Genomic DNA, 22,760 nt, shown 5'->3' with positions numbered 1-22,760 from the left:
TTTCCACTCATGCCGCGCATGCGCGCAAACTGTTAGATTGCATTCCGCACAGAATTTTTAAGAAGAAGCCATTTTCCATGTCAAAGAAAAAGTCCCGCACTAAAGCTCAGGTTCCGGCGCCGCTACCGGAAGTAACGGCCGAAGACATCCAGAAGGCAAAGGCATTCCTTGCCGGCCTCAGGGAGGATGTGAGCTACACGCAGGCAAAAAAGAAATTGAAGCGCGAGCTCGGATTTGCGAGCGAGGTTGCCAATGCGCTGATCGTTCGTCTCAATGAAGAAGGCTTTGAAAAAGGGGACGAGAAGAACTGGTTCCTCAATCCTGATGCGGAAACGACGACGGGCGTGGTGCAGGGCGCGCGCACGCTCGACAAAATGACGGTGATGCCGCAGTGCGATGCGGGCGAAGAGATTCCGCTCCCGGCATACCGGCCCAACTACATTCCGGGCGATGTGTTTGAACTGAGGCGCAGCATTTCCGGCTGGCGCCTCTCGAAATTCATTCGCCGGCCGCAGAAGCGCTGGGTGTGCCAGTTCCTTACAAAGAGCGGCGAATACGTCTATCTGAAGGCGGTTTCGGCATTTGCGCCTCTGGAATTCACTGTGCCGGCCAGCGAAATTCCGCCGGACGTTAATCTTAAGAAGGACGCGGTCGAGGTGGAGCTTCTCCCCGACTCGGAAACGCCCGGTGAAGCCGTCAACTATGAGGAGCGGGTTGAGCTCAACGCCCGCTTCGTCAAGGTGGTGGGGGCCATGAATGATCCGTTGGGCGAAATGGCAATTGCCTCGGCGCAGTTCGGCGTTCCCATTGAATTCAGTCCCGAGACGCTCGAGGAAGCAAAGAAGCTCCCCGATGTTGTGGACCGCAGGAGCCTTCAGAATCGCGTCGACCTGACGGACCTTCCCTTCGTCACGATCGACGGCGAGGATGCCAGAGACTTCGACGACGCGGTCTACTGCGCCGACCTTCCCGGAGGCGGCTGGCGTCTTCTCGTTGCGATCGCCGACGTGAGCCGCTACGTGAAGCCCGGAACGTCGCTCGACCGCGATGCGCAGATCCGCGCAACGTCGGTCTACTTCCCGGCATCCGTCGTGCCGATGCTCCCTGAAAAGCTTTCGAACGGACTCTGTTCCCTCAATCCAGGCGTCGACCGTCTCGTGATGGTCTGCGACGCCATCGTGAGCCCGGAGGGCCGCACGACGGCTTATCAGTTCTATCCGGGCGTCATTCATTCCCATGCGCGGCTCACCTACAACGTTGTCTGGTCCGCGCTTCAGAAGGAGCCTGCGGGTCTTGAAGCCATCGGCGAGCGGCTTCCTGAAATCGAGCGGCTTCATGCGCTCTTCAAGGCCCTGAAGGCAGAGCGCATCGCGCGCGGCGCGCTCGACTTCGAAACCGAGGAATCGCAGGCGGTATTTAACGGCAAGGGGCAGATCGAGAGCTTCAGCGTGCGCGAACATAATGACGCGCACCGCATGATTGAAGAGGCGATGCTGGTTGCCAACGTTTCCGCGGCGAAGTTCGTCCTCGAAAAGAAGCAGCTCACGCTCTTTCGCGTTCACGACAAGCCCGATCCGAAAAAGCTTCAGGAATTGAAGAGCCTCCTCGCGTCCTTCGGCATCGCCTTCAAGTCGTCCAACGAGCGCGAGACGCTCGCGCATGCGCTCTCGAAAGTGATTGAGGAAACGAAGGACCGTCCCTATATTCAGTCGGCGATTCTGAGAACCATGCAGCGCGCCTGCTATCAGCCCGACAACATCGGTCACTTCGGGCTTCAGTTCGACGCCTACGCGCATTTCACGTCGCCCATCCGCCGCTATCCGGATCTGCTCCTTCACCGCACGATCAAGGGGATTCTCTCGCACCGCGCCTACGTGCCTGTGGTGGAATTCGACGACGCGGAGGTGATGAGCGGCTACCACGCGCGAAAGCTCGGCGCCCGGCCGGACGAAAAGGCGGCCCCCGCGAAGCCCTTGAGCCGCACGGAAGCAAGAAAGCGCGTCTGGTCGAGGCTCGGCATCATCTGCTCCTCGGCCGAACGCCGCGCCGACGATGCAACGCGCGACGTGATGAAGTATCTGAAGTGCGAGTTCCTTCGCTCGAAGGTCGGCCGCAAATTCAATGCGGTCGTCACCGGCATGTGCCCGGCGGGCGTCTTCATCACGCTCGAAGCGATGCCGATCGAAGGGTTCATTCATATCTCGGAGCTCGGCTGGGGCTACTACGAGTATGACGAGAACGCAAAGAAGATGACCTCCTACGACGAGATGACGGAGGTGCGTCTGGGCGACAGACTCTCCGTCAGGCTCAATTCCGTTGAGCTCGAGGAGCGCAGAATCAATTTTTCGCTCGTCTCCAGCTATTCCCGGCATACGGTGAAGGGCGGAAAGCGCGGTTCGAGAGGCCGCCGGAGATTCAATTACGACGGCTTCGGCTTCTTCCCGGAGGACGACGTCGACTTTGACGATGACGACGACTTTGTCGATGAGGATGTCCCGTTTTAATGAGTGCGCTTCGGCTAGAATGCGCGGCTTTTAAGAAGAGTCTTTAGCTCGGCTTTTTAGATTTGAGAATAGGGTGACGCCAATGAGGCAGGAAGGCAGAAACGACAAGCGCGCCAATCGCGCGAAGGGCGGTTCGGAAAGCGAGAAGCTTGAGGCGGGAACGGTTGTTCTCGCGGGCTTTCACGCCGTTGCGGCGCGTCTGCAGCTTGATCCCGCATCGATCGAACTCGTCTACGTTGATCCCGAGCGCCGCGACAAGCGCATGCGCGAAATGAGGGAAAAGCTCTTCGCGGCGGGCGTTCGCGTGATGAATGCCGATGCAAGGCGCCTCACGGGCTTGTCGCCCGACGTTCCCCATCAGGGCATCTGCGCGCTCGCGAAGGAGCGCGAAAATACGCTCGACTTTGCGGACCTCCTCGACGACATCAACCCGAAGACGCTTCTTCTGATTCTGGACGGCGTCACGGACCCGAGAAACTTCGGCGCGTGTCTGCGTGCAGCGGACGCTGCAGGGGTGCAGGCCGTAATCGTCCCGCGCGACCGTTCGGCCCGCATGACGCCGGCCGCCGCGAAGGCGGCTGCGGGCGCTGCCGAAACGGTTCCTGTGGTGCAGGTGACGAACCTTGCATCCGCCATCATGGAGCTGCGCGACAACGGCGTCACGGTGGTGGGCACAGCGGGCGAAACCCAGAAGAGCATCTACGACATTGATCAGGCAAAGGCCTTTGCCTGGGTGCTCGGCGCCGAGGGCGAGGGGCTGAGGCAGCTGACGCGCCGCCGCTGCGACGAACTCGCCGCCATCCCGATGGTGGGAAGCGTCGAGAGCCTCAATGTTTCCGTCGCTTCCGGCATCTGCCTCTTCGAGTCCCTGAGGCAGCGCATTGCCGCCGGGATTGTGACTCCGGGGAAGGCCGAGGACCGGCTCTGATCCGGGTTTCCGACGGAGAACCATAAAAAAATCTGAAAATTCCGTGCAGGTCGCGAATTCTTCATGTAGAATCGCGGCCTTTACTGTCCTTGCCGCACTGGAACGACGCTCTGGGCGGCTTTTTCCGCAAGGAGGCTAAATGCGTCACTACGAAATCTGCATCATCGTGCATCCTGACCAGAGTGAACAGGTTCCCGCGATGATCGAGCGCTACAAGACCCTCGTCGCCGAACAGGGCGGCAAGATCCACCGCATTGAAGACTGGGGCCGTCGTCCGCTCGCGTACCCGATTGAAAAGCTCGTGAAGGCGCACTATCTGCTCCTCAACATCGAGTGCGGCCATGAGACGATCCTCGAGATCGAAAACGGCTTCCGCTTCAACGACGCCGTTCTCCGTCACCTCACTGTGAAGACGAAGCATGCCGAAACCGCTCCCTCCCCGATGATGAAGGTCGTCGAGAAGGAAGAGGCCCGCAAGGTTGCCGCTGAGGCTGCCGCGGCTGCTCAGGAAGAAACCGCTCCGGCCGAGGCCTGATGACGGTTGAAGACGTCGGATTCGAAGCCAATTCGATTGAAATCGGCGCGACGCTGATTGAACGCGAGGAAGTGAGATTCACTCCCGCAGGCATTGAGGTTTTCGATGCCGTGTTCCACCATCGCAGCCGATTGGTCGAAGCCGGAAAAATCCGCACGCTCGAATATGATTTCGAAGCCCTTTCCTATGGGGACACTGCCAGCAGGCTCAATGCTCTGGCAGTGGGCGCGGAAATCCGGATCAAAGGATTTCTCGCCACGAAGTCGATGAAAAGCCGGCGTCTGACAGTACACATCACAGAATTCAAATAGAGAGGTCATCAAATGGCTTTTGGTGCTAAGGGCAAGGGCAAGCCCCGCCGTTCGAACCAGCAAAATTCCCTTTTCAAGCGCAAGAAGTTCTGCCGCTTCACGGCTGAACACGTTGAGCAGATCGACTACAAGGATGTCGAGACGCTGCGCGACTTCATCCAGGAAAACGGCAAGATCATGCCGGCTCGCCTGACCGGCACGAAGGCGCACTACCAGCGCCAGCTCGATACGGCCATCAAGCGCGCCCGCTTCCTCGCCCTCCTGCCCTACACGGACAACCAGTAATCGACGGGAGAATTTTCAAATGCAAGTTATTCTGCTCGAAAAGATCACGCATCTCGGCGACCTGGGCGACATCGTCAAGGTTAAGGATGGCTACGGCCGCAACTTCCTGATCCCCCAGGGTCACGCCAAGCGCGCCACCAAGCAGGCTATCGCTGAGTTTGAAGCCCGCCGCGCCGAGCTCGAAAAGGCTCAGGCTGAACGCGTTGCTGCTGCTCAGGAACTCGCCGGCAAGCTGAACGGCGCCGAAGTCGTCATCGCCTCCAAGTGCGGCGTCGACGGCCGTCTTTTCGGCTCCGTCACGAACGCCGACATCGCTGAAGCGGTCGACAAGCTCGGCTTTCAGATCAAGAAGTCCCAGGTTCGTACGCCGCTCGGCGCCATCAAGGCGACCGGCGACTACACGATCACGATCGGTCTGATGACGGACATCACCGCCGACATCACGGTCAAGGTTGTTGCTGAGGAATAATTTCCTCCGTCACACCAGGGATCTTCAGCTTCAGAGCTTCCTTGAAGCCTGCGAGCTGTAAGCCGGAAAAGGCTCTCCAAAGGATTCACTTCCAGCGGGGAGCCTTTCTTTTTGTCCGCGGCAAAGATAAAAATTGCAAGTTTCGGCAAAGATCGATTGATGCTAGAGACGCCGCAGACGAAATCCCCGATAATTCTGCCCCGCTTCCTTTTCGAAAACCCGAACCACAGATGACCGAAGACATTCAGGATGATGCCGCTCTGGCCGTACGAAAGCCCCCGCAGAGCATTCTCTCCGAGCAGGCTATTCTCGGCGGATTGATGGTGGATAATTCCGCGCTCGACAGCGTGGTCGACGTCATTCGTCCCGAGGATTTCTATCGGCGCGATCACCGCCTCATCTACGAGGAAATCGCCAAGCTCATTCAGGGAAGCCACCCGGCGGACTACCTTACGGTCTATGAGAGCCTGAAGGGTTCAGGCATGGATGTGGAGGCCGGGGGCCTCCCCTACCTCATGGAGCTCGCGAACAACTCTCCCTCCGCGGCCAATATCCGCCGCTATGCGGAGATCGTTCACGACAAGTCCGTCCTGCGGCAGCTGATTACCGTGGGCGACAAGATCGTTACGAATGCGCTCTCGCCCGAAGGACGGGAGACCCGCGAAATTCTGGATGAAGCCGAAAAAGAGGTGCTCGCCATCAATGAGCGGAATTCCCGCAGCCAGCGTGGATTTCAGCCCCTTGCGACGCTTGTGCGCGACGTTTCCGCGCGCGTGATTGAGCTCTACCAGACAAAGGACTCGTCCGAGGTGACGGGCGTCTCCTCGGGCTACCGGAACCTCGACTTCGTGACGGCGGGTCTTCAGCGAGGCGACCTCATCATCATCGCCGGGCGCCCCTCGATGGGCAAAACCTCATTCGCGCTCAATATTGCTGAAAACGTCGGCATCGTTCAGGAGCTTCCGGTAGCGGTCTTCTCGATGGAAATGGGCGCGGACCAGCTGACGCAGCGCATGATTTCTTCCGTCGGTCACATTGATGCGCAGAAATTGAGAAAGGGGCAGTTGGATGATGAGGACTGGGACAACTTCACGGCGGCGCTTCACCGTCTTGAAGAGAAGCCCATCTTTATCGACGACACGCCTGCGCTCACGATTACGGAGCTTTCGAGCCGTACGCGGCGCTTGGTCAACCAGGCGGGTCCCCTGGGGCTCGTCGTCGTCGACTACCTGCAGCTCATGGGGTCTCAGAGCAGAAACGCGCAGGACAACCGCGCGCAGCAGCTCTCCGAAATCTCCCGAGGCCTCAAGGCGCTCGCGAAGGAACTCCGCGTGCCGGTGATTGCGCTCTCGCAGCTGAACCGTTCGGTCGACAGCCGCACGGACCGCCGTCCGGTGATGTCCGACCTTCGCGAATCGGGCGCAATCGAACAGGACGCGGACGTGATCATGTTCATCTATCGCGACGTCGTCTACAACAAAGATACGCCCGACAAGAATTTGGCCGAGATCATCATCGCCAAGCAGCGTAACGGCCCGATCGGCACGCTTCGCATGACGTTCCTCGGCGGCAATACGCGCTTCGAACCTTCGGCGGACGAAGGCTACTGGGGCGGCATCGAGGAGTAAGAAAAATGGAATGGCTCACAAGCATTGACTGGTTTGCGCTCGCCTGCTGGCTCGGTGCTTTCGTTCTGATTGCGCTTGGGTTTGCGGGCACGATTGTGCCGGCGATTCCGGGTCTCCCCATGATCGCGGGCGGCGCCTGGCTTATCGGCTGGGCGGACAACTACGACAAGGTGGGCTGGAAGACGATTCTCTTTCTCGCGGTGCTGGCCGTCATCGGCGTCATTGTGGATTCGGTGGCGCAGACGGCGGGCGCTCAGAAGGCAGGGGCTTCAAAAGCGGGCATCATCGGTTCGCTTGTCGGCACGGTGCTCGGCATGTTCATGGGGCTTTTCGGTCTTCTCTTCATGCCGCTTATCGGCGCTGCGATCGGCGAATTCTGGGCCAAGCGCGATTTGATTCACGCGGGCCGCGTGGGCGTCGCCACCTGGATCGGCATGATCGTAGGGACTGCAGTCAAGGTTGCGCTTGCCTTCGCCATGACGGGGATTCTCTTCTTCGTCTATCTCACGGCATAAAGCTGGATTTGCCGGAATCAAAAAGCCATCCATGAGAAAGCTCGACCGACGCGTTTTTCTGTTTTAGAAAAACCGTCTTGAGGCGGCGATCATCTGCGTTTCGGTATCCTCCGATTTACGTATGAATGGGTTCCACCTAAAGTACTAGTCACACTAAGAATTTCTTCCAACCATTTGTTTTCAGGAAGAAATTCGATTAGAGAATCTGTACAAACGGAGAATCCCCATGCTAACGAAGCGCCAGTTTCTTCTCTCTATTGCCGCTCTTTCCGTCTCGAGCGCTCTGCAGGCTGCAGGCGGACCGTCGGGTCCTGCCGTGCATTTCCAGGCTCAGGGCAAGATTGGCGAGGTATTCGTTAATCCCTACCGCATTGCCCCGCTCACTGCGATTATCGGCAACGGCGGTTATGAGCTGAAGGACGTTTCCGTTCGCGTGGTGCCGAAGAAGGGCGGTCAGGAAATCGCCTACGCAGTCGAAGACCGCATCTGCCGCACGCACGGCGGCATTCCCGTCTTCGGACTTTATGCCGATTATCAGAACACGGTTGAGGTTTCCTACACCCGAATTTCGAATGATGCGGCTCGTACGGCAGAAAAGGTGAAGGAAAACTACAAGATCTATGCCGGTCCGGCTTATGTCGGCAGCGACGGCACTGACCTGCAGACGGGCGGCTGGTTCCAGGCCAAGGTCCTCAAGATGGACAGGAAGTTTAAGGACCGCCTCTACTTCGTCAACAATATTCTTGAAAATAATCCGCGCGGAGGACGAGCCGTCTGGAACAACCCGGCAGGCGGTGCTCTGCAGTGGGGCGGCGCTCCCGAGGTGGGCATCATTGACTCAACGGGTGAACTGCGCTGGTATCTCCTGCCCGATTCGATCTACAACGGCAATTCGATTGAATGGGGCGGCGTCATGATGGGCTTCCGTCAGAACCCTGACGGTGCTCTTACCTGGGGTTACGGCCAGCGCTACGCCAAATACGACATTCTTGGCCGCAAGATCTTCAATCGCATGCTCCCGGAAGGTTACGACGACTTTTCGCATGCTATGGTGCCGATGCAGAACGGCAACTATCTCATCCGCGTGTCCGACGCCAACTACAAGCGCGCTGACGGCAAGAACGTCCGCACCGTCCGCGATGTGATGATCGAAGTGAACGAATCAGGCGAAGTGGTTGACGATTGGAATCTCAACAATATTCTCGATCCGTACCGCAGCACGGTCATCAAGACGCTCGATCAGGGCGCCGTCTGCCTCAACATCGATGTGGCCAAGGCCGGCCAGACGATGAGCGACAAGGAGCTCGCAGAGCTGGATAAGTCCGACAACTTCGGCGACATCCTTGGTTCCGGCCCGGGCCGCAACTGGGCGCACGTCAACTCTGTCGATTACGATCCGACCGACGACTCCATCATCGTGAGCTCCCGCCATCAATCTGCAATTATCAAGATCGGCCGCGATAAAAAGGTGAAGTGGATCATCGGCAGCCACGAAGGCTGGAAAGACGCATTCAAGTCGAAGCTGCTCACGCCGGTGGATGCCGAGGGCAAACCGATTGCGTGCGATGAGAACACCAACCATTGCGAAAAGAATTTCGACTGGACGTGGACTCAGCACACTGCATGGCGAATCGACGCGAAGTCGAAGAAGGGCATTGTCTACCTCACCGTCTTTGATAACGGCGACGGCCGCGGCATGGAGCAGCCTCCGCTTCCTGACATGAAGTATTCGCGACTTGTGGTCTATAAGGTTGACGAAGCGAAGATGACGATCGAACAGGTCTGGGAGTACGGCAAGGAAAAGGGACACGAATACTTCAGCCCCGTTACCGGTCTCTGCGAATACGCCGAGGATAAGGATTCCGTTGTCGGCTACTTCTCAACCGCCGGCATGCGCGTGAGCCATGGCAAGGCTATGCCCTCGCCCTTTATCACGGAATTTGCCTGGGGCGCGAAAGAGCCCTCCGTCGTGATTCATCTGAAGGACACCTTTGGTTATCAGGCCTGGCCTTTCTCCGTCAAGGAAGCTTTCAAGCCCACTGCCAGGCAGGCGCGCTGATCCTTCCTTCAGCCTTGCATAACTGAATGTTCACCGCTGCTGCCGACCCCTCTTTCGGCAGCAGCGTGGCTGAACTCATCCTCAGATTTCTCTTTTCCCGGAACTTGCATCATGCAACGTCAATTCGCGAGATCTCTCTTCTGCCTCGCGGCGCTGTCTGTAGCCGCTCTCTCCGTTCAGGCTGCCGACGTGAAGATGTACGGCATCATCGATACCGGCATCATTATTGAAAACAACAAAATGGGCACGGGCGACAGCCAGACCCGCGCCTACGAAGAATTCGGCATCAACCTCGGGCCCCGCGTCGGATTGAGGGGTACCGAAGATCTCGGCAACGGCACGAAGGTCAAGCTTCTGCTTGAAAACCTCTTCGAATCGGATAACGGCGCCATGCGCTTCAACCGGCTCTTCGGCGGAGAATCATCCCTGGCGCTCGAAGGTCCTTACGGTGAAATCGCCTTCGGCCGCATGGGAGCACTGACATCCCCCTTCGGTCACTGGGGCATCTTCGGCCTTGAGGCCACACCCTTTGGGTTTGGCTGGGGTCGTTCCGGAGGCGTTCACTGGATGGTCGGCGGAGATCGTCTCGACAATACAATTTCCTATGCTTCACCGAAATTCGGTCCGGGCGTTCAGCTCTATGCGCAGTATTCCTTCCAGACGGGTACCAATCCGGTTCCGGGCGTCGAGAATGCTAAGGAGCGCTACAACACGCGCAGAGCTTCCATAGCCTTCCGCATCAAGAATGAGTCGCTTACCACGGTCGGCACGCTTGACCGCATCATGAACACGCATAATTCTCCTGCCGACTACGGCGAGGACACGACCATCGGAAGCCTTACGGTTAATTTCCCTGTTGTCAAAGACGTGCGCCTTTTCGTCATGGGACAGTACTTCAGGAATGTCTACAACGCACCCGGCACGCCTGTTCATTCACCCGTTAAGCTCATCGGAACTGCGAACCTGGGCGCCGACAATCAGACAGGCATTTCCGGTAGAGGGTTCGACGGGTACGTTGCAAGCATCAACGCCCAGATCAAGGTTGCAGGAGGCGACCTCTATCTCACGACTGCATACGACGACTGGGAATACAAGGGGCACGTGACAGAAGGCCAGGAAACCGATCTGAAGCGCTACCTCGTGGGCGCCGCCTACGAATACCCGCTCAGCAAGCATACGCACCTCTACGCTTCCGCCAACTGGACGCACGGATCGGGGCTCTTTGATACCAAGAACTTCTCCGACAGCTCGGACCCGAATTCGTCGCAGGTGATGGCCGGCATCACGCACTTCTTCTGATCGTCGGGCAGAATTCCCTGTTACCGATGTAAGTTGCATATCGAAGGATCCGGAGTCTGTCGCGGCACCGGATCCTTTCTTGCGTTAGGAGACCCCCATGAAGCCCTCTGCCACTCTCGACGACCTCACGCTCTCGGATCTAAAGCTTCTGCAGACGCTCCTCAGGACGGCATCACTCACGAGCGCTTCGCTCACTCTGGGCTGGTCTATTCCAAAAGTCTCACACCGGCTTTCGAAGATCCGTGAAGTGCTGGGGGATGAACTTTTTGTGCGGTCTGGCAATTCTCTTGTCCCGACGACGCGCATGAAGGAACTTGCGCCCCGTGTTTCCGGTGCGGTTGACGCGCTCGCTTCTCTCACGATAGAGGAGCATTACCGGCCGGAGGAGATCGACAGGCTCTTCACTTTTGAAATGGTCGACAATGCGGCAGCGATTCTTCTTGCACCCGTATTCGCCTCCATCCGCAAAAAGGCTCCGGGTTTTCATGTCCGCATTCGTCCGTCAGTCGGCCGGACAATCGAGAACTTCTGGGAAGGCTCAACGGACCTTGCTTTCGGCTTTGATATAGACCGAGCGCTTCCCGGCGATATTCAATCGCAGGAACTGTTTAAGTCCAGACATGTTTTCGCTATGAGGAAGGATCATCCTCTTATCGAAACCCTCAGCAAGCGCGTCGCAAACTCTGGCGCACCCGAAGCGCTCCCAGAGGATCTCGCGCCATATCCGTACGCATCGCTTTCGCTCCCTCGCTGGAGAACGCTTTCGTCCAACATTGACATCGTCTGGAAGCATGAGATTCCGAGCCCCCTCTATATTGAATCGCCGTATTTCCTGGTTCTGCCGCACTATCTTCTGGATTCCGACGCTTATGCGCTTCTGCCTGCAGAGCTCGCACACGCCTTTTCACTATCGCTCCCGATAACGTATGCCGAGGGGCGGCCGGAAGACATTCGAAAATGGAATCCGATGATTCTCTGGCACAGCCGCAGTCAGGGCGACTTTGCGCTTCAATGGCTGAGGTCTGAAATCTGCAGGCTTTCACGGGATCATGCTCCGGTCCCGAGGCAGACATTCAAGTCCTAGCGCTCTCTGGCGCAGTAGCCTCATCCATTAAAAAAGGGCGTTTCCGTAATGGAAACGCCCTTTTGAGCTTTTCAGGTGCTTAAGAGTGCACTGAAGGCTTCAATTAGAAGCTGTGACGCATGCCGACGTAGACCGTGGTGGTTTCGGGCTTGGTCTCAACCTTGTTAAGCGTCTGCTTGTCCTGGAAGTAGCTCGCGACGCCGTAGACGTTCGTGCGCTTGCTCAGGCTGTAGGTGTAGCCGACCGAGGTGCCCCAGCGGGTGAACTCGTTGTCGTTGCCCTTTTCATTGTCGCCGCTGTTGGCGCTTTCCGTATCCGCATAGCCGAAGGCGAGCATGGCCGTGCCGCCGGCGAGCGGCATGTCAAAGCCGGCCTGAGCCGCCCAGCCCTTGAAGGATTCGTTATTAAGGCCGACAGAGGCAAATCCAAACTTATCGGTAGCGTTGGAAGAGCTCTTGTACATGTTGTCGAAGTACTGAGCGCTCAGATAGGTCTTCGCAAAGCCGCAGTTGTAGTAGCCGCCGGCAGTGAGCGTGTAGCCGTTGTCGGGGTTGTCGGTATATTCCGTGCTCGACCAGTTGTAGAGCGCGGCGGACGCGGCGAGATTGAACGGACCGGCCACATAGGTGCCGCCGAGAGCGGCGTAGCGCGTGTCGCCCGACTTGCCTTCAGCCGGAGCAACCGTGTTGTCTTTTTCGCCGGTGCCGAACTTGTCCTTCGTGTTCATGCCGAAGGAATACTGAGCGTAAGCGTTGAAGCCCGCAAAGTTCGGGGACTTGTAGGTGACGGTGTTGTCCATGCGGGCGCCGCCCACATAGTACGTGCTGAATTCAACAGCGTTGGGCCACGAAGCGCCGAAGGGCGAGAGATAGCCGAGAAGACCGTAGGAGCCGTTGGCGCTGTCAAGGGCGCCGAGATGACCGAAGGAGAGTTCGCCGAAGGCGCCGCGAACGAAGAGGTTCGCTTCACGGCCGAAGAGACGGCCACTCTGAGCGATCGTGCCGTCGTCGAGCGCAAAGCCGTTTTCGAGCACGAAGCCGACGCTCATGCCGTTGCCGAGGTCTTCAACGCCCTTGAGGCCGAAGCGGCTGCCGGACTGGTTGCCGGAAGACATGGTGAAGGAGTCGGTAGCGTCCTTGCCCGACTCACCCGGATCGGTGTGAAGATACTTGACGCCGACGTCGACGATGCCGTAAACGGTTACGTCAGCGGCCATGGCCGAACCCGCAAAAGCGCCGAGGACGGCGAGTGCAGCAAGAGTCTTTTTCATTTCTATGTTTCCTGGAAAAAAAGGTTTTCGGGCCGGGCTCTTTTATAGGGCCCTCGAATGCCCCGGCATTGTCTGAGGAGATCGGTCTCAGAACGCCGTTCAGTGAAGCCGGTGAATGCTGTAACAAACATTCACGGCAAACACTGATTTCTTGCAAGTCTCACACAGCTAGCTTTTGAGCATCTCAGGTAAATGCCTCATGCCGTGTGATGCAAGTCTCGTCATTACTCGATTTTATGAAGAGTTGTTTCCTGAAAAATGACGTGGATAGCGCAAAATTTTTTTGGAAATAATGAAAAGTATCTATCTCCTCCGGCCGCCTTTCCTTTCTCAGAAGTGACGTCACGGAACAAGAATGTCCTTGAAATGAGAAGGTTTTTTCTCGCGACGAAAGTTGACGCAGAGATTCTCTAAACTTCGAAAGGCGTGCTTCGGCGGGAACCTGCAAAAGAGGATCGCCGAAGGCGGAACGCTTCCCTTCCTTGTCACCCAAACTCCCATGATTCATACGCTTTACAGCAACAGCTACGAAGTCCTTCGCGCGGTGCTCCTCAACAACATCGAACGGCTTCGCTTTCGCCCCGAAGCTTCGGAACTCGGTGCGGATGCGCTTTTTGAAGGCGTATTCGACCGCGTGCCCGTCATCATTCCTTCGAAGGCTGTGGAAACGGATCTGACGCGCGCCATCGCCCGCGAGGAGCAGATCTGCGCATCAATGCAGTTCATGTTTCTCTCGCAGTGGCTCGGGTTCTTTTCGAAGGAGCCGCTCGCCAATGTGGTCGGCAACGAAGCGGACTGGATGGTCTGGGAGATTCTCAGAAAAACGGGACCGGGGAGCTTCCGGGAGGAAATGAAGGCGCGGACGGTGCGGCTTGAGGACTGCCTGAGAGGACGAACGGAAGAGGAAGTCTTTTCGCTCGCGCAGCGCGTCTGTTCCGTCTTCGTCTCCTACGCAAGCTACCGACTCGACTGGGTGCTCGAGTGGCTGGGACTCCACCAGGAACAGCTCATCCTCACAGAAGAAATGCAGGACGAGCGAAGGAGGATGGAAGCGGACCCCGACTTTGTCTGGCAGCGCGCGCTCTGGCAGCGGCTTGCCGACAATCCCAGCTGGCGCGGGAGGCGTTTTCTCGAGACGCTCCCCGAGACGCTTGAGTCCCTCGCCGGGGCGCCCAGGGATCTGCGGGAGCTTGATCTCGGGCACGGCCGGACGGTGCCGCTCCCCAATGCGCTCCACGTCTTCATGCCCTTCGTCGTGCCGCCGCTGATGCTGCCGGTTCTGAAGGCTTTCGCGCATTCCGGGCGCGATGTCTGGCTCTATCTCCTCAATCCCTCTTCCGAATACTGGTTCGACCTTGTGCCCAAGAGGCTCTTCAACTGGAAGGAAAAGGGCGACGGGCACCGTGAGATCGGGCATCCGATTCTCGCCGACAACGGCAGAAGCGTGCGCGCCAACATCGACCGCCTCTGGCGCTTTACTGAGGAGGACATCCGCGAAACCCTGCTTTCGGGGCCTTCAGGAAGCGCTCATGCGGATGATTCCGCCATGGAGCCGAGAGAACGGAGGATGCTTAGCGCCCGGGACATTCTGCGCGACTACCAGCTGAGTCCGAAGAACATTACGGTCGACATGAAGGTGGATGCCGAGAGCATTTACCTGGAAGCCAATGAACCCACGCTTCTGAGGCGCATTCAGGATTCCATTCTGAAGCTCGACCCCGATCTCTCACAGTTCGAAGAGAAAGCGGTGAGGGAAGAGGATGAGTCGCTGCGCTTTGTCTGCGCGCCCACGGCCGTACGCGAGCTCGAGGGGCTCGCCGACTGGCTCCAGGCGCAGTTCAGGAAGCGAAATAACCTCCGGCCCGAGGATGTGCTCGTCGCAACGCCGGATATCTCGGCTTCGGCGCCTTTGATCGACCAGGTCTTCGGGAGCCTTCCGGCCGGACGGCGCATTGAATACCGCATTACGGGCGCGCTCATGGCGAGCGAGGACGCACCGCTCGAAGCGCTCTCAGGACTTGCCAATCTGCTGACGGGCCGCATGAAGCGGGGAGATTTCCTCGCGTGGCTTTCGCTCCCCCTCATTTCGAGGCGCTTCGGTTTTGAAGTGGACGACCTGGAGACGCTCTCGGCGTGGCTTTCGAGCGCAGGCTATGAATTCGGGCTCTCCGACGGCCATCTTCTTTCGCTTGATGAGGAAACCTTCCGGCACGTTAGGGAGTCGACGCTTTCGCGGGCGTTGGAGCGCCTCGCGCTTGGCGCCATGCTCCCCGGAGGCGTGAGAAAGCCCTTCCTCGACGTGCTGCCCCGCGAGGGCGTGGAAGCAAGGGGCTGGAGCACGGCGGCTGAAAGACCTGAGCTCCTCAATGCCCTTTCCACCATCTATGCGGCGCTCGAAAAGCTCCGGCGCGAAGCGGAAGGCGCTGACGCCGGCGACTCAGCAGAAACAGACGAAAGCGTCGAAAAGGGACCAAGACGCTGGATGCGGTGGATTTCCGAGGCGCTCGAATATTTCTTCCCGCGCGAAACGCCGCAGGAAAACTGGCAGTCGCTGCGTGCGGGTGCAGAATCCCTTGCCGCTGAAATCGAGGCTGCGGCGGACCCCGATGACGGGGCTCCGGAAGTTCCCTTCCGGCTCTTCATGTCGGCCCTGAGGGACCGGCTTGCCGGCGCCCAGCCGGGCGGGCGCCCGGGAAGCGGCGTTACCTTTACCGGCATGCAGCAGCTTCGGGGCCTTCCCTACAAGGTGATCGTCATCGTCGGGCTCAATGATGATTCGAGATTCCCGGGGTCGTCTCACGCCGAGGAATTTGATCTGATGGCGCGCTTCCCCCGGAGAGGCGACCGCGACAGCCGGCACGACAACCGGAACATCTTCTTGGACCTCCTTCTTGCCGCGCGCGAAACCTTCATTATTTCCTATGCCGGCGGCGTGAGCGAGGCGGAAAGAAAGGAACCCTCCATCGTCGCGCAGGAGCTTCGCGAATGGATTCTTTCCTTTGCGGAAAACCGGGAGGAGCGCCGCCAATGGGGGGCGATGCTCACGAGAACGCTCGCCCTTACGGGCTTTTCGCCTAATGCCTTCCGGACCCATCAGGGCGACTGGCGCTCGACCGACGCGGATCTTCTGAGGGCGCTTCGGGAGGCTGCAAGCGATGACTGGTCAAGGAAGGAAATCCCCTTCGAGGATGCGGCAAGGACGCTCCCGGAAGCAGGCGACCAGGTTCCCTTCACGACGCTCTGGAAGTTCTGGCGGGATCCGGCTGATTCCGTTCTGAAGGCAAACGGCATCCGGATCGATGACGAGGAGGAGGATGAAGAGGTGCCGGTGGTGCCGTCGACCGGGGGCTTAAGCTTCTGGAAGCGCATCGACGAGGCGCTCCGGGCGTTCTTTTCAGGCGAAAGCGAGGACGATGTCCGAAGACGCTGGAATCTCAACCCTGAGCTCGGCGCCCGGGGCGTGCGCGAATGGGCGCTCGAAGAGGACCTCGCGATTGCGGCTGCGCTCTTTGATTGCTTTGATCGCGCCATGAAGAATACGACCGGGGTCGATCCCATGATGATTTCTGCTGATCTTCCGGGGCTTTCCTGGAAGATTTCCATGCAGACATCGGACCTGAGAAAGCGCGGGGAAACGGGGGATCTTCTCTTCGTGCCCGTTTCGGCCTCTTCCAAAACGGGGAGCCGCGGACAGAGAGCCGCCTGGGAATTCCTCGTCATGCGCGCGGCCGGGCTTGATGTCAACGGCTGCCTGGTGTCCCGCGAAAAAAAAGAGAAGGAGGGAAATGTTCCGGCAATCACCGCGCTCTCGCCGATTCCGGCGAATGCAGCGGCGCGGATTCTCGCGGTGCTCGGACGCCTCTGGGAGACGTCCCTTTCCGGGAATACGACGGTGGCGAGAGCGCCCTTCGAGGGAGCCGGGAAAGGTGCGGGCGACGAAAGCCACGCCAATCTCATTGCTTTCCGCGGGAAGGAACTGGCCAAAGCGGAAGAACGACTCAAAAAAGCCGCGGATCTGCTCGAGAAGCTTTACGCCAGGGTCGACAGCGACGAACTCGTGCATGAGTTTGAAGCGCTCATCGATGCGCATTGAGATCGGGGGAAAACAAAAATGACAACGGAAAAGAAAGAGAAGAACCCGGGATTTGACGTTGCATCGGCGCCTTTGCTCGTGCCGACGCTCCTCGAGGCATCGGCGGGTACCGGAAAAACCTTTTCGATCAAGCACCTCGTGCTTCGCTTCATCGTTGAAGCCGGGATTCCGATCAACCATCTCCTCGTGATGACCTTCACGCGAGCGGCAACGGCGGAACTCAAGGCCCGCATTGAATCGCACCTCACGGAGGCGCTCGGCGTCCTCACGGGGACGATTGCGCCCGCGGATGCCGACGCGCTCACGGTGAAGCAGATCGGTCTCTGGCGCGGCATGGGGATTGACGATAGGGATGCGGAGGACCGCATCCGCGAGTCGCTCGCGCTCTTTGACAATGCCGGCATCTTCACGATCCACAGCTTCTGCCAGAAGGTGATTGAAGACAACACCTTTTCGTCGGGCGGCACCATCAACTTTGATCTGGCGGCTTCGGACGAAAAGTTCCGTTCGGATGCCGTGCGGGATTTTCTGCGGCGGTCTCTCGATGCCATGCCCGAGGTGGAGGATCGCCAGGAGCTTGTCGAAGGCGAGGACTGGGACAAAAAGCTCGAGAAGCTCGTGGACTACCCCGAGTCCCTCGTTCCCCGCAGGTGGACGGATTTCGACAATCTCTCGCCCGGAATTCAGCAGGCGGTGAGCGTCTTCATGACGGATGTTCCCGGGTGCCTCCGCGACATGAAGAAGAATGCCCGGGTGAAGACCTTCAACGACCTTCTTCGCGAACTCTACGACCGGCTGCTTCCGGGAACGGACGCACCGGACGAGGTCCGCAGGCAGGCCGAAAGGCTCGCCAAACGCGTGAGAAGCACCTACCGCGGCGTTCTCATCGACGAATTCCAGGATACGGATCCGATTCAGTACGCCATCGTCGAGAAGCTTTTCCTCTCGGTCTATGACGCAAACGCCTCGCCCGTCATTCAGGCGGAGCGAGAAGGCCGCGCCATCTTCTTCGTGGGCGACCCGAAGCAGGCGATCTACCGCTTCCGTTCGGCGGACCTCAATACCTATCTCCGCGCGAGAAAGCGCATTGCGGAGATCGGCCGCACGGAAGCGCTCATGACGAACTTCCGCTCGTCGCCGAAGCTCGTAGAGGCCTTCAATGCCTTCTGGACGACGGCGCCGACGGGGCTTCCCTTCCTGAGGGAAGGCCTCGTTTATCAGAAAGTGGCTTATTCGCCTTCGAAAACGGGTCTCTGGGTGCGCGATGGGAACAACTGGAAGGAACCTCTGCCCCTTGAAATCTGGAGCGAAGACGGGGGATCCCTCTGCGCGAATGCCGATGACGTCAGAAGTTCTTCCATGGCGGCCCTCGGGCTTTCCATCGCCAAACTGATCGCTGCGGGCCTGAGAGGCGATGCCGTTATCGCGGCCGAGGCCGGGGAAACGCCGATCGGGGGGCTCGATCTTTCGCCCTGGGGCGGCCCCGCGTCAGTGCGCGGTATTGAGGCTCGCGACATTGCCGTCCTTGTGCGCGCCAACAGCGATGCGCTTCTAGTGAAGGAAGCGCTTTCCAAACGCGGCGTGCGCGTGCGTTATCAATTGAAGGAAAGCGTTGCGCAGACCGAGGAGGCTTCCGAGATGATCCTCCTTCTGCGCGCTTTCGCGGCGCCGGGCGACATGCATGCAATGAATGCGGCGAGAGCGACGCGGCTCGTGGGCGACACGCTGCAAACCCTCCGGGACGACGAGAAGGATGAAGCGCGCCGAGTGGAACTGAGAAGAGTCCTTGAGGAAGGGCTTCGCCGCTGGCCCTCTGGCGGCCCGGCTCCCGCCGTTCGCCGTCTGATGGCTCTCTGCCGGACGACGGAGCGGCTTCTTCCGTGCGCAGACGGCGAGCGCCGGCTCGTCAACTATGCGCATCTCCTTGAGCTCCTTCATGCCGCGCACCGCACGGTGCCGACGCCTGGCGGCCTCGCCGAGTGGCTCGATCATCAGAGGTCGACGGGGGATTCCGTGGAAGACCAGAAGGTACGGCTTGAGAGCGACGCCAACCTCGTCACGCTTCAGACCATTCATTCGAGCAAGGGCCTCCAGTATCCGATTGTCTATCTGCCATTCGCCCAGAAGAAGCTGCCGGGCGGCAGCAAATCCTCCGTGCACCTCGTCCCCGACGAGGAGGGGCGCCTGAATCTGCTTCTGAGCCACGTGAAGAGCGATGCCGATGAACGAGAAGTCAGCGAATCGATCGAAGAGGACGTGCGTCTCGCATACGTGGCCATGACGCGGGCGGCAAAACATCTGGTCGTCATGCTTCCTCAGTCGGCGATGAGCAAGAAGTCGCCCGACTCCTGGAGCGGCAACACGTATAAGAATGCGTACTTTGCGGCGCTTTGCGGCGGGACGGATAAGAAGACATTGACGGGCGCTCAGGCCAGGAAGCACCTTGAAAGTCTGCGGAATACCGGCACCGTCGCCGTGCGGGATTTTTCTCTTCTAGCGGAAGCCGGAAAAAGCGACGCCTTTCAGGTGCAGTCGGAAGCGAAGCCGTCCGACTTTGATGTGGAGAAGGCGCGCGACGTCCGCGGAGGCTGGAGGACGTCGAGCTTCACCGGCATTTCCCGCATGGCCGAGGATGATGCCTCGGGCTTTTCCGTCTGGTACGGCGAAGCCGAAAAGGTGCCGGCAGCCGGAGACATTCTTTCCTTCCCCAAGGGCGCGCAGGCGGGCACGTGTCTCCATGAAATGCTCGAACTTGCGGATTTTGCCGGGATGGCGCTCGATTCGGAGGCGGCCCGCACTGAAAGGCTGGAGCTTTGCGGGCGGGAAGTCGAAAAGCACCTTTCCTTTGCGGACGACGCGGCCCGGGAACTCGCCGCAGAGGGTGCGGCGCAGATGATTTACGACATTCTCAATGCTGAAATTGCCCCGGGATTGTTTCTGAAGAATGTTCCGAAGCGCGCAAGAAGCGCGGAGCTTGAATTTCTGATTCCGATACCGAAGGGTCTCACGGCAGAGCGTCTCGCGGACGAGCTTCGAAAGCTCGACCCCGAAAAGTACGACTTCGGGGACCTCCGTCCCGAGTCGCTTGAAGGGTTTCTCACGGGCTTCATCGACCTCGCCTTCATGCATGACGGACGCTTTTACGTCCTCGATTGGAAGAGCAACAAGATTTCGTCCGAGGCCGAAGGGTATGAGGACAAAGCAATGGATGAGGAAATGCGCCGTCATCTCTATCGACTGCAGTACCTCATCTATCTTGTGGCATTGAGAAGATTTTTAAAGACCCGTCTCGGGGAGCACTTCCGAGAGACATGATCGGGGGTGCCATTTATGTGTTTCTGCGCGGCGTGCGCGCGGATGCAACGACTCCGGATCACCCGCAGGGCATTGTTTTCGATCCCGTGAGCCCCGCCGTCATCAGGCGGCTTGACCAACTTTTTGCCGGAGAATGCTGATGGCCGGAGTTTTTGAAAATTCGCTCCCTCTGGGAGGCCTTCCGGGCCTTGGAGATGCGCTTCTCCGTGCGGTTGAAAGAAATCTGGAGGCGCAGGGTGAAAGTCTTCCCGCGGAGGCTCAACCCGCCGTGCGGGCGCTCATGAATGCCTTTTCGCGAGCCGAGGAGCGCGGGAACGTCTGCGTTCGGGCGGATAGTGCAGCGCTTTTCTGGAAGCCGCCCTCTGAAGGCGCGGATGAAGCAGGCGATAAGGGCGATGAAAAGCGGCTCGAAGGCTTCCTTGAATGCGTGAAATGCCTCAAGAACCTCGGGCTCGTCATGGGGCTCGAGCGCTTCATTGAGGAAGCAAAGCTCGATCTTCGACGCAAGGGCGAAGGCGCCTTTGCACCTCTTCTGCTTGACGACAAGACCGGAAGCGCGGCTGAGACGCGTCTATATTTCGCGCGCTTTGCGCTCGAGGAATTGATGCTCGCGCAGGCGCTTCTGCGGCTCGCAGGCAAGAAGTCGTCTGAAGGGGAAGGCGCTCCGGCATCGTCCGGCGTTTCGGCAGCCGTCGACCGGATCGCAGCGGCTTCGGGCGCCGACAGCCTTCAGAAGAAGGCGATTGAAGTGGCGGTTACCGAGTCTCTTGCCATCATTTCGGGCGGCCCCGGAACGGGGAAGACCACGACCGTTGCGCAGATTCTGGAGTGCCTCCTCGAGGAGAAGCCTGACCTCAGAATTGCGCTCGCGGCGCCGACAGGGAAGGCCACAAGCCGCATGGATCAGTCGATGCGGATGAGCGTCGGCCGCGGGTTCCTGCCGAAGCTCTCCGAGGTCCTCGCGAAGGATGAGGCGTGCCCCGAGGGCGAGCGCCAGGTGAAGGGCCGCACCATTCACAAGTGGCTCCTGTCGCCCACGCCCGCGGGCGGGTTCCCGGGACCCGGAAACCCGCTCCCGGTCGACGTGATCGTGGTCGACGAAGCCTCCATGGTGGACATCCACCTTGCCGCCCGGCTTTTCGACGCTGTGGGCGACAGGACCCGCGTGATCATTCTGGGCGACAAGCATCAGCTCGCCGCCGTGGGACCGGGCGCCGTCTTTGCGGAACTTTCCGATCCGAAGGGCGTCCTCGGCGGCCATGTGGTCGAGCTCGAAAAGAGCCGGCGCTTTGAAAAAGGCACGGTGATCGCAAGGCTTGCCGAAGCCATCAACCATCAGGGCGAAGCGGCGCATCTCCCTGAAGCGAAAGTCTTTGAGCGGGTGCTCGCTGCTTTTTCAGGCATTGAGGATGAGAAAAGCGGCTACCAGGCGCTTCTCCATGAGGAGATGCCGGCGGCAGCCGACAAGGGCGAGCGCGAAGTCTTCAACCGCACGGGGTTGACGCGGGCCGCGCGCGAGTGGCTTGACCGGGAGCTCGGAGGCTACGCCGGGGCGCTTCTCAACTATCGCGATGCCTGGATGCGTGGCGCCCCGGAAGCGGAGCTTCTCGGCCTCATGAAGACCCTCTGGGCGCGGCTCTCCGAATTCCGGGCGCTTGCTGCTCAGCGCCGGGGCGCAATGAGCGTGACGGCGATCAACAACTATGCCGACGAGGTGATGAGAAGACTCTGGCCTCAGGCGGACGGCGCAGGCGCCGGGGAAAACTATCCCGGGCGCGTTGTGATCGTTCGCAGAAACGATGACGGCCTCGGGGTCTACAACGGCGACGTCGGCATCGTGCTCCCGCAGCGAGCAGAAGTGCATGCCGAAGAGAGCGGGAGAACGGAAGCCACAGACCCGTCCGAGCCCGGGGAGAATAACCTTGATCAGACCGTGATTGAGCGCACCGACCGCACGGGCGGGCGGATTCTCTACACTGTCTATTTCGGCGACCAGGAGCGGACGCTTCCCGCGCAGCTCCTTCCCTCTCACGACACGGCCTGGGCCATGACGATTCACCAGTCCCAGGGTTCGGAATTCGAGCGCGTGGCGGTATTCCTCCCCGAGCGTCCGGACTCGGGGCTCGCCACCCGGGAACTCCTCTATACGGGCGTCACCCGCACGAAGCGGAAGGTCGATGTCTTCTCGAGCCGCAAGGTGCTCGCTGAGGCCGTGCGGCGGCCGACCGTGCGCGACGGAAATCTCGGGCGCAGGCTTGCGCTCGGGCTTCTGGAAGATTGAGGCCTTTCAGATTGCTTCCCGCAAAAAGAAGAAAGGAGTCATTCGGATCTTCCGGATGACTCCTTCGCTTTGAGGCGCAGAGCGAATTATTAACAAAGGTATTTAATAGTTGACGGATGGTGCTGTGTGGCGCTTGGGGTCAGGCCGCCTGTGCATAGAGGGTACTCTCATTCGTAAAACAGGC

At 59.2% G+C, this 22,760-nt stretch carries 16 protein-coding genes; 15 read left to right on the top strand and 1 reads right to left on the bottom strand.

Annotation, left to right across the window (positions count from 1 at the left end):
* Positions 1 to 77 precede the first annotated feature (77 nt).
* The 11 genes from GBM95_RS04265 (at position 78) to GBM95_RS04215 (ending at position 11,617) form a co-directional block, all read left to right on the top strand.
* Positions 78 to 2,504 carry a ribonuclease R family protein gene (locus GBM95_RS04265; protein ID WP_152157947.1) on the top strand — a complete coding sequence of 809 codons (2,427 nt, stop codon included), beginning with the start codon at positions 78 to 80 and terminating at the stop codon, positions 2,502 to 2,504.
* An 82-nt stretch (positions 2,505 to 2,586) separates the two neighbouring features.
* Positions 2,587 to 3,432 (top strand): 23S rRNA (guanosine(2251)-2'-O)-methyltransferase RlmB, encoded by an 846-nt coding sequence (gene rlmB, locus GBM95_RS04260; RefSeq protein WP_152157946.1) that lies wholly within the window; start codon positions 2,587 to 2,589, stop codon positions 3,430 to 3,432.
* A gap of 139 nt (positions 3,433 to 3,571) precedes the next feature.
* Positions 3,572 to 3,967, top strand: coding sequence for a 30S ribosomal protein S6 (rpsF, locus tag GBM95_RS04255; RefSeq protein ID WP_139687929.1), 396 nt, complete (start codon positions 3,572 to 3,574; stop codon positions 3,965 to 3,967).
* Positions 3,967 to 4,278 (top strand): primosomal replication protein N, encoded by a 312-nt coding sequence (gene priB, locus GBM95_RS04250; RefSeq protein WP_152157945.1) that lies wholly within the window; start codon positions 3,967 to 3,969, stop codon positions 4,276 to 4,278. The genes rpsF and priB overlap by 1 nt, the downstream gene beginning before the upstream one ends.
* A 12-nt stretch (positions 4,279 to 4,290) precedes the next feature.
* The gene (gene rpsR, locus GBM95_RS04245; RefSeq protein WP_139687927.1) at positions 4,291 to 4,563 is read left to right on the top strand and encodes a 30S ribosomal protein S18; all 273 of its coding nucleotides are present in this window, start codon (positions 4,291 to 4,293) and stop codon (positions 4,561 to 4,563) included.
* Between the two features lie 19 nt (positions 4,564 to 4,582).
* Positions 4,583 to 5,032, top strand: coding sequence for a 50S ribosomal protein L9 (rplI, locus tag GBM95_RS04240; RefSeq protein ID WP_139687926.1), 450 nt, complete (start codon positions 4,583 to 4,585; stop codon positions 5,030 to 5,032).
* 230 nt (positions 5,033 to 5,262) lie between these two features.
* Positions 5,263 to 6,660 (top strand): replicative DNA helicase, encoded by a 1,398-nt coding sequence (gene dnaB / locus GBM95_RS04235; protein WP_139687925.1) that lies wholly within the window; start codon positions 5,263 to 5,265, stop codon positions 6,658 to 6,660.
* Between the two features lie 5 nt (positions 6,661 to 6,665).
* Entirely contained in the window at positions 6,666 to 7,175 is a 510-nt protein-coding gene (locus tag GBM95_RS04230) for a DUF456 domain-containing protein (protein WP_152157944.1), read from the top strand.
* A 226-nt stretch (positions 7,176 to 7,401) separates the two neighbouring features.
* Entirely contained in the window at positions 7,402 to 9,234 is a 1,833-nt protein-coding gene (locus GBM95_RS04225; RefSeq protein ID WP_152157943.1) for an aryl-sulfate sulfotransferase, read from the top strand.
* 111 nt (positions 9,235 to 9,345) lie between these two features.
* A complete protein-coding gene (locus tag GBM95_RS04220) occupies positions 9,346 to 10,533 on the top strand; it encodes a porin (protein WP_152157942.1) in 1,188 nt (395 codons plus the stop codon).
* Positions 10,534 to 10,630: 97 nt separating this feature from the next.
* Positions 10,631 to 11,617 (top strand): LysR family transcriptional regulator, encoded by a 987-nt coding sequence (locus GBM95_RS04215; RefSeq protein WP_152157941.1) that lies wholly within the window; start codon positions 10,631 to 10,633, stop codon positions 11,615 to 11,617.
* A gap of 103 nt (positions 11,618 to 11,720) precedes the next feature.
* Here GBM95_RS04215 and GBM95_RS04210 read toward each other — a convergent pair whose 3' ends face one another.
* Complete coding sequence (locus tag GBM95_RS04210; RefSeq protein ID WP_152157940.1) at positions 11,721 to 12,887, bottom strand: porin; 1,167 nt, start codon at positions 12,885 to 12,887, stop codon at positions 11,721 to 11,723.
* Positions 12,888 to 13,386: 499 nt separating this feature from the next.
* Here GBM95_RS04210 and GBM95_RS04205 point away from each other — a divergent pair, with 499 nt between their 5' ends.
* From GBM95_RS04205 to GBM95_RS04195, 4 genes are read left to right on the top strand one after another with little or no spacing between them, the layout of a single operon-like run.
* Positions 13,387 to 16,980 carry an exodeoxyribonuclease V subunit gamma gene (locus tag GBM95_RS04205; RefSeq protein ID WP_152157939.1) on the top strand — a complete coding sequence of 1,198 codons (3,594 nt, stop codon included), beginning with the start codon at positions 13,387 to 13,389 and terminating at the stop codon, positions 16,978 to 16,980.
* An 18-nt stretch (positions 16,981 to 16,998) separates the two neighbouring features.
* On the top strand, positions 16,999 to 20,295 hold the full coding sequence (locus GBM95_RS04200) for a UvrD-helicase domain-containing protein (RefSeq protein WP_152157938.1): 3,297 nt from the start codon (positions 16,999 to 17,001) through the stop codon (positions 20,293 to 20,295).
* Positions 20,292 to 20,435 carry a hypothetical protein gene (locus tag GBM95_RS12280; RefSeq protein ID WP_193222569.1) on the top strand — a complete coding sequence of 48 codons (144 nt, stop codon included), beginning with the start codon at positions 20,292 to 20,294 and terminating at the stop codon, positions 20,433 to 20,435. The genes GBM95_RS04200 and GBM95_RS12280 overlap by 4 nt, the downstream gene beginning before the upstream one ends.
* Positions 20,435 to 22,576, top strand: coding sequence for an AAA family ATPase (locus GBM95_RS04195; RefSeq protein WP_193222568.1), 2,142 nt, complete (start codon positions 20,435 to 20,437; stop codon positions 22,574 to 22,576). The genes GBM95_RS12280 and GBM95_RS04195 overlap by 1 nt, the downstream gene beginning before the upstream one ends.
* Positions 22,577 to 22,760: the final 184 nt, after the last annotated feature.

The organism is Sutterella seckii (genome assembly GCF_009183815.1).
GTDB lineage: Bacteria > Pseudomonadota > Gammaproteobacteria > Burkholderiales > Burkholderiaceae_F > Sutterella > Sutterella seckii.
This window is presented reverse-complemented; position numbering and strand designations above follow the sequence as displayed.

Bases quoted from the DNA above. Each gene is read 5' to 3' on its own strand.
- priB (WP_152157945.1), top strand. From the start codon at position 3,967: ATGACGGTTGAAGACGTCGGATTCGAAGCCAATTCGATTGAAATCGGC.
- GBM95_RS04200 (WP_152157938.1), top strand. From the start codon at position 16,999: ATGACAACGGAAAAGAAAGAGAAGAACCCGGGATTTGACGTTGCATCG.
- GBM95_RS04210 (WP_152157940.1), bottom strand. From the start codon at position 12,887: ATGAAAAAGACTCTTGCTGCACTCGCCGTCCTCGGCGCTTTTGCGGGT.
- GBM95_RS04230 (WP_152157944.1), top strand. From the start codon at position 6,666: ATGGAATGGCTCACAAGCATTGACTGGTTTGCGCTCGCCTGCTGGCTC.
- rplI (WP_139687926.1), top strand. From the start codon at position 4,583: ATGCAAGTTATTCTGCTCGAAAAGATCACGCATCTCGGCGACCTGGGC.
- GBM95_RS04195 (WP_193222568.1), top strand. From the start codon at position 20,435: ATGGCCGGAGTTTTTGAAAATTCGCTCCCTCTGGGAGGCCTTCCGGGC.
- rpsR (WP_139687927.1), top strand. From the start codon at position 4,291: ATGGCTTTTGGTGCTAAGGGCAAGGGCAAGCCCCGCCGTTCGAACCAG.
- GBM95_RS04215 (WP_152157941.1), top strand. From the start codon at position 10,631: ATGAAGCCCTCTGCCACTCTCGACGACCTCACGCTCTCGGATCTAAAG.
- rlmB (WP_152157946.1), top strand. From the start codon at position 2,587: ATGAGGCAGGAAGGCAGAAACGACAAGCGCGCCAATCGCGCGAAGGGC.
- GBM95_RS04220 (WP_152157942.1), top strand. From the start codon at position 9,346: ATGCAACGTCAATTCGCGAGATCTCTCTTCTGCCTCGCGGCGCTGTCT.
- GBM95_RS04205 (WP_152157939.1), top strand. From the start codon at position 13,387: ATGATTCATACGCTTTACAGCAACAGCTACGAAGTCCTTCGCGCGGTG.
- GBM95_RS12280 (WP_193222569.1), top strand. From the start codon at position 20,292: ATGATCGGGGGTGCCATTTATGTGTTTCTGCGCGGCGTGCGCGCGGAT.
- rpsF (WP_139687929.1), top strand. From the start codon at position 3,572: ATGCGTCACTACGAAATCTGCATCATCGTGCATCCTGACCAGAGTGAA.
- GBM95_RS04225 (WP_152157943.1), top strand. From the start codon at position 7,402: ATGCTAACGAAGCGCCAGTTTCTTCTCTCTATTGCCGCTCTTTCCGTC.
- GBM95_RS04265 (WP_152157947.1), top strand. From the start codon at position 78: ATGTCAAAGAAAAAGTCCCGCACTAAAGCTCAGGTTCCGGCGCCGCTA.
- dnaB (WP_139687925.1), top strand. From the start codon at position 5,263: ATGACCGAAGACATTCAGGATGATGCCGCTCTGGCCGTACGAAAGCCC.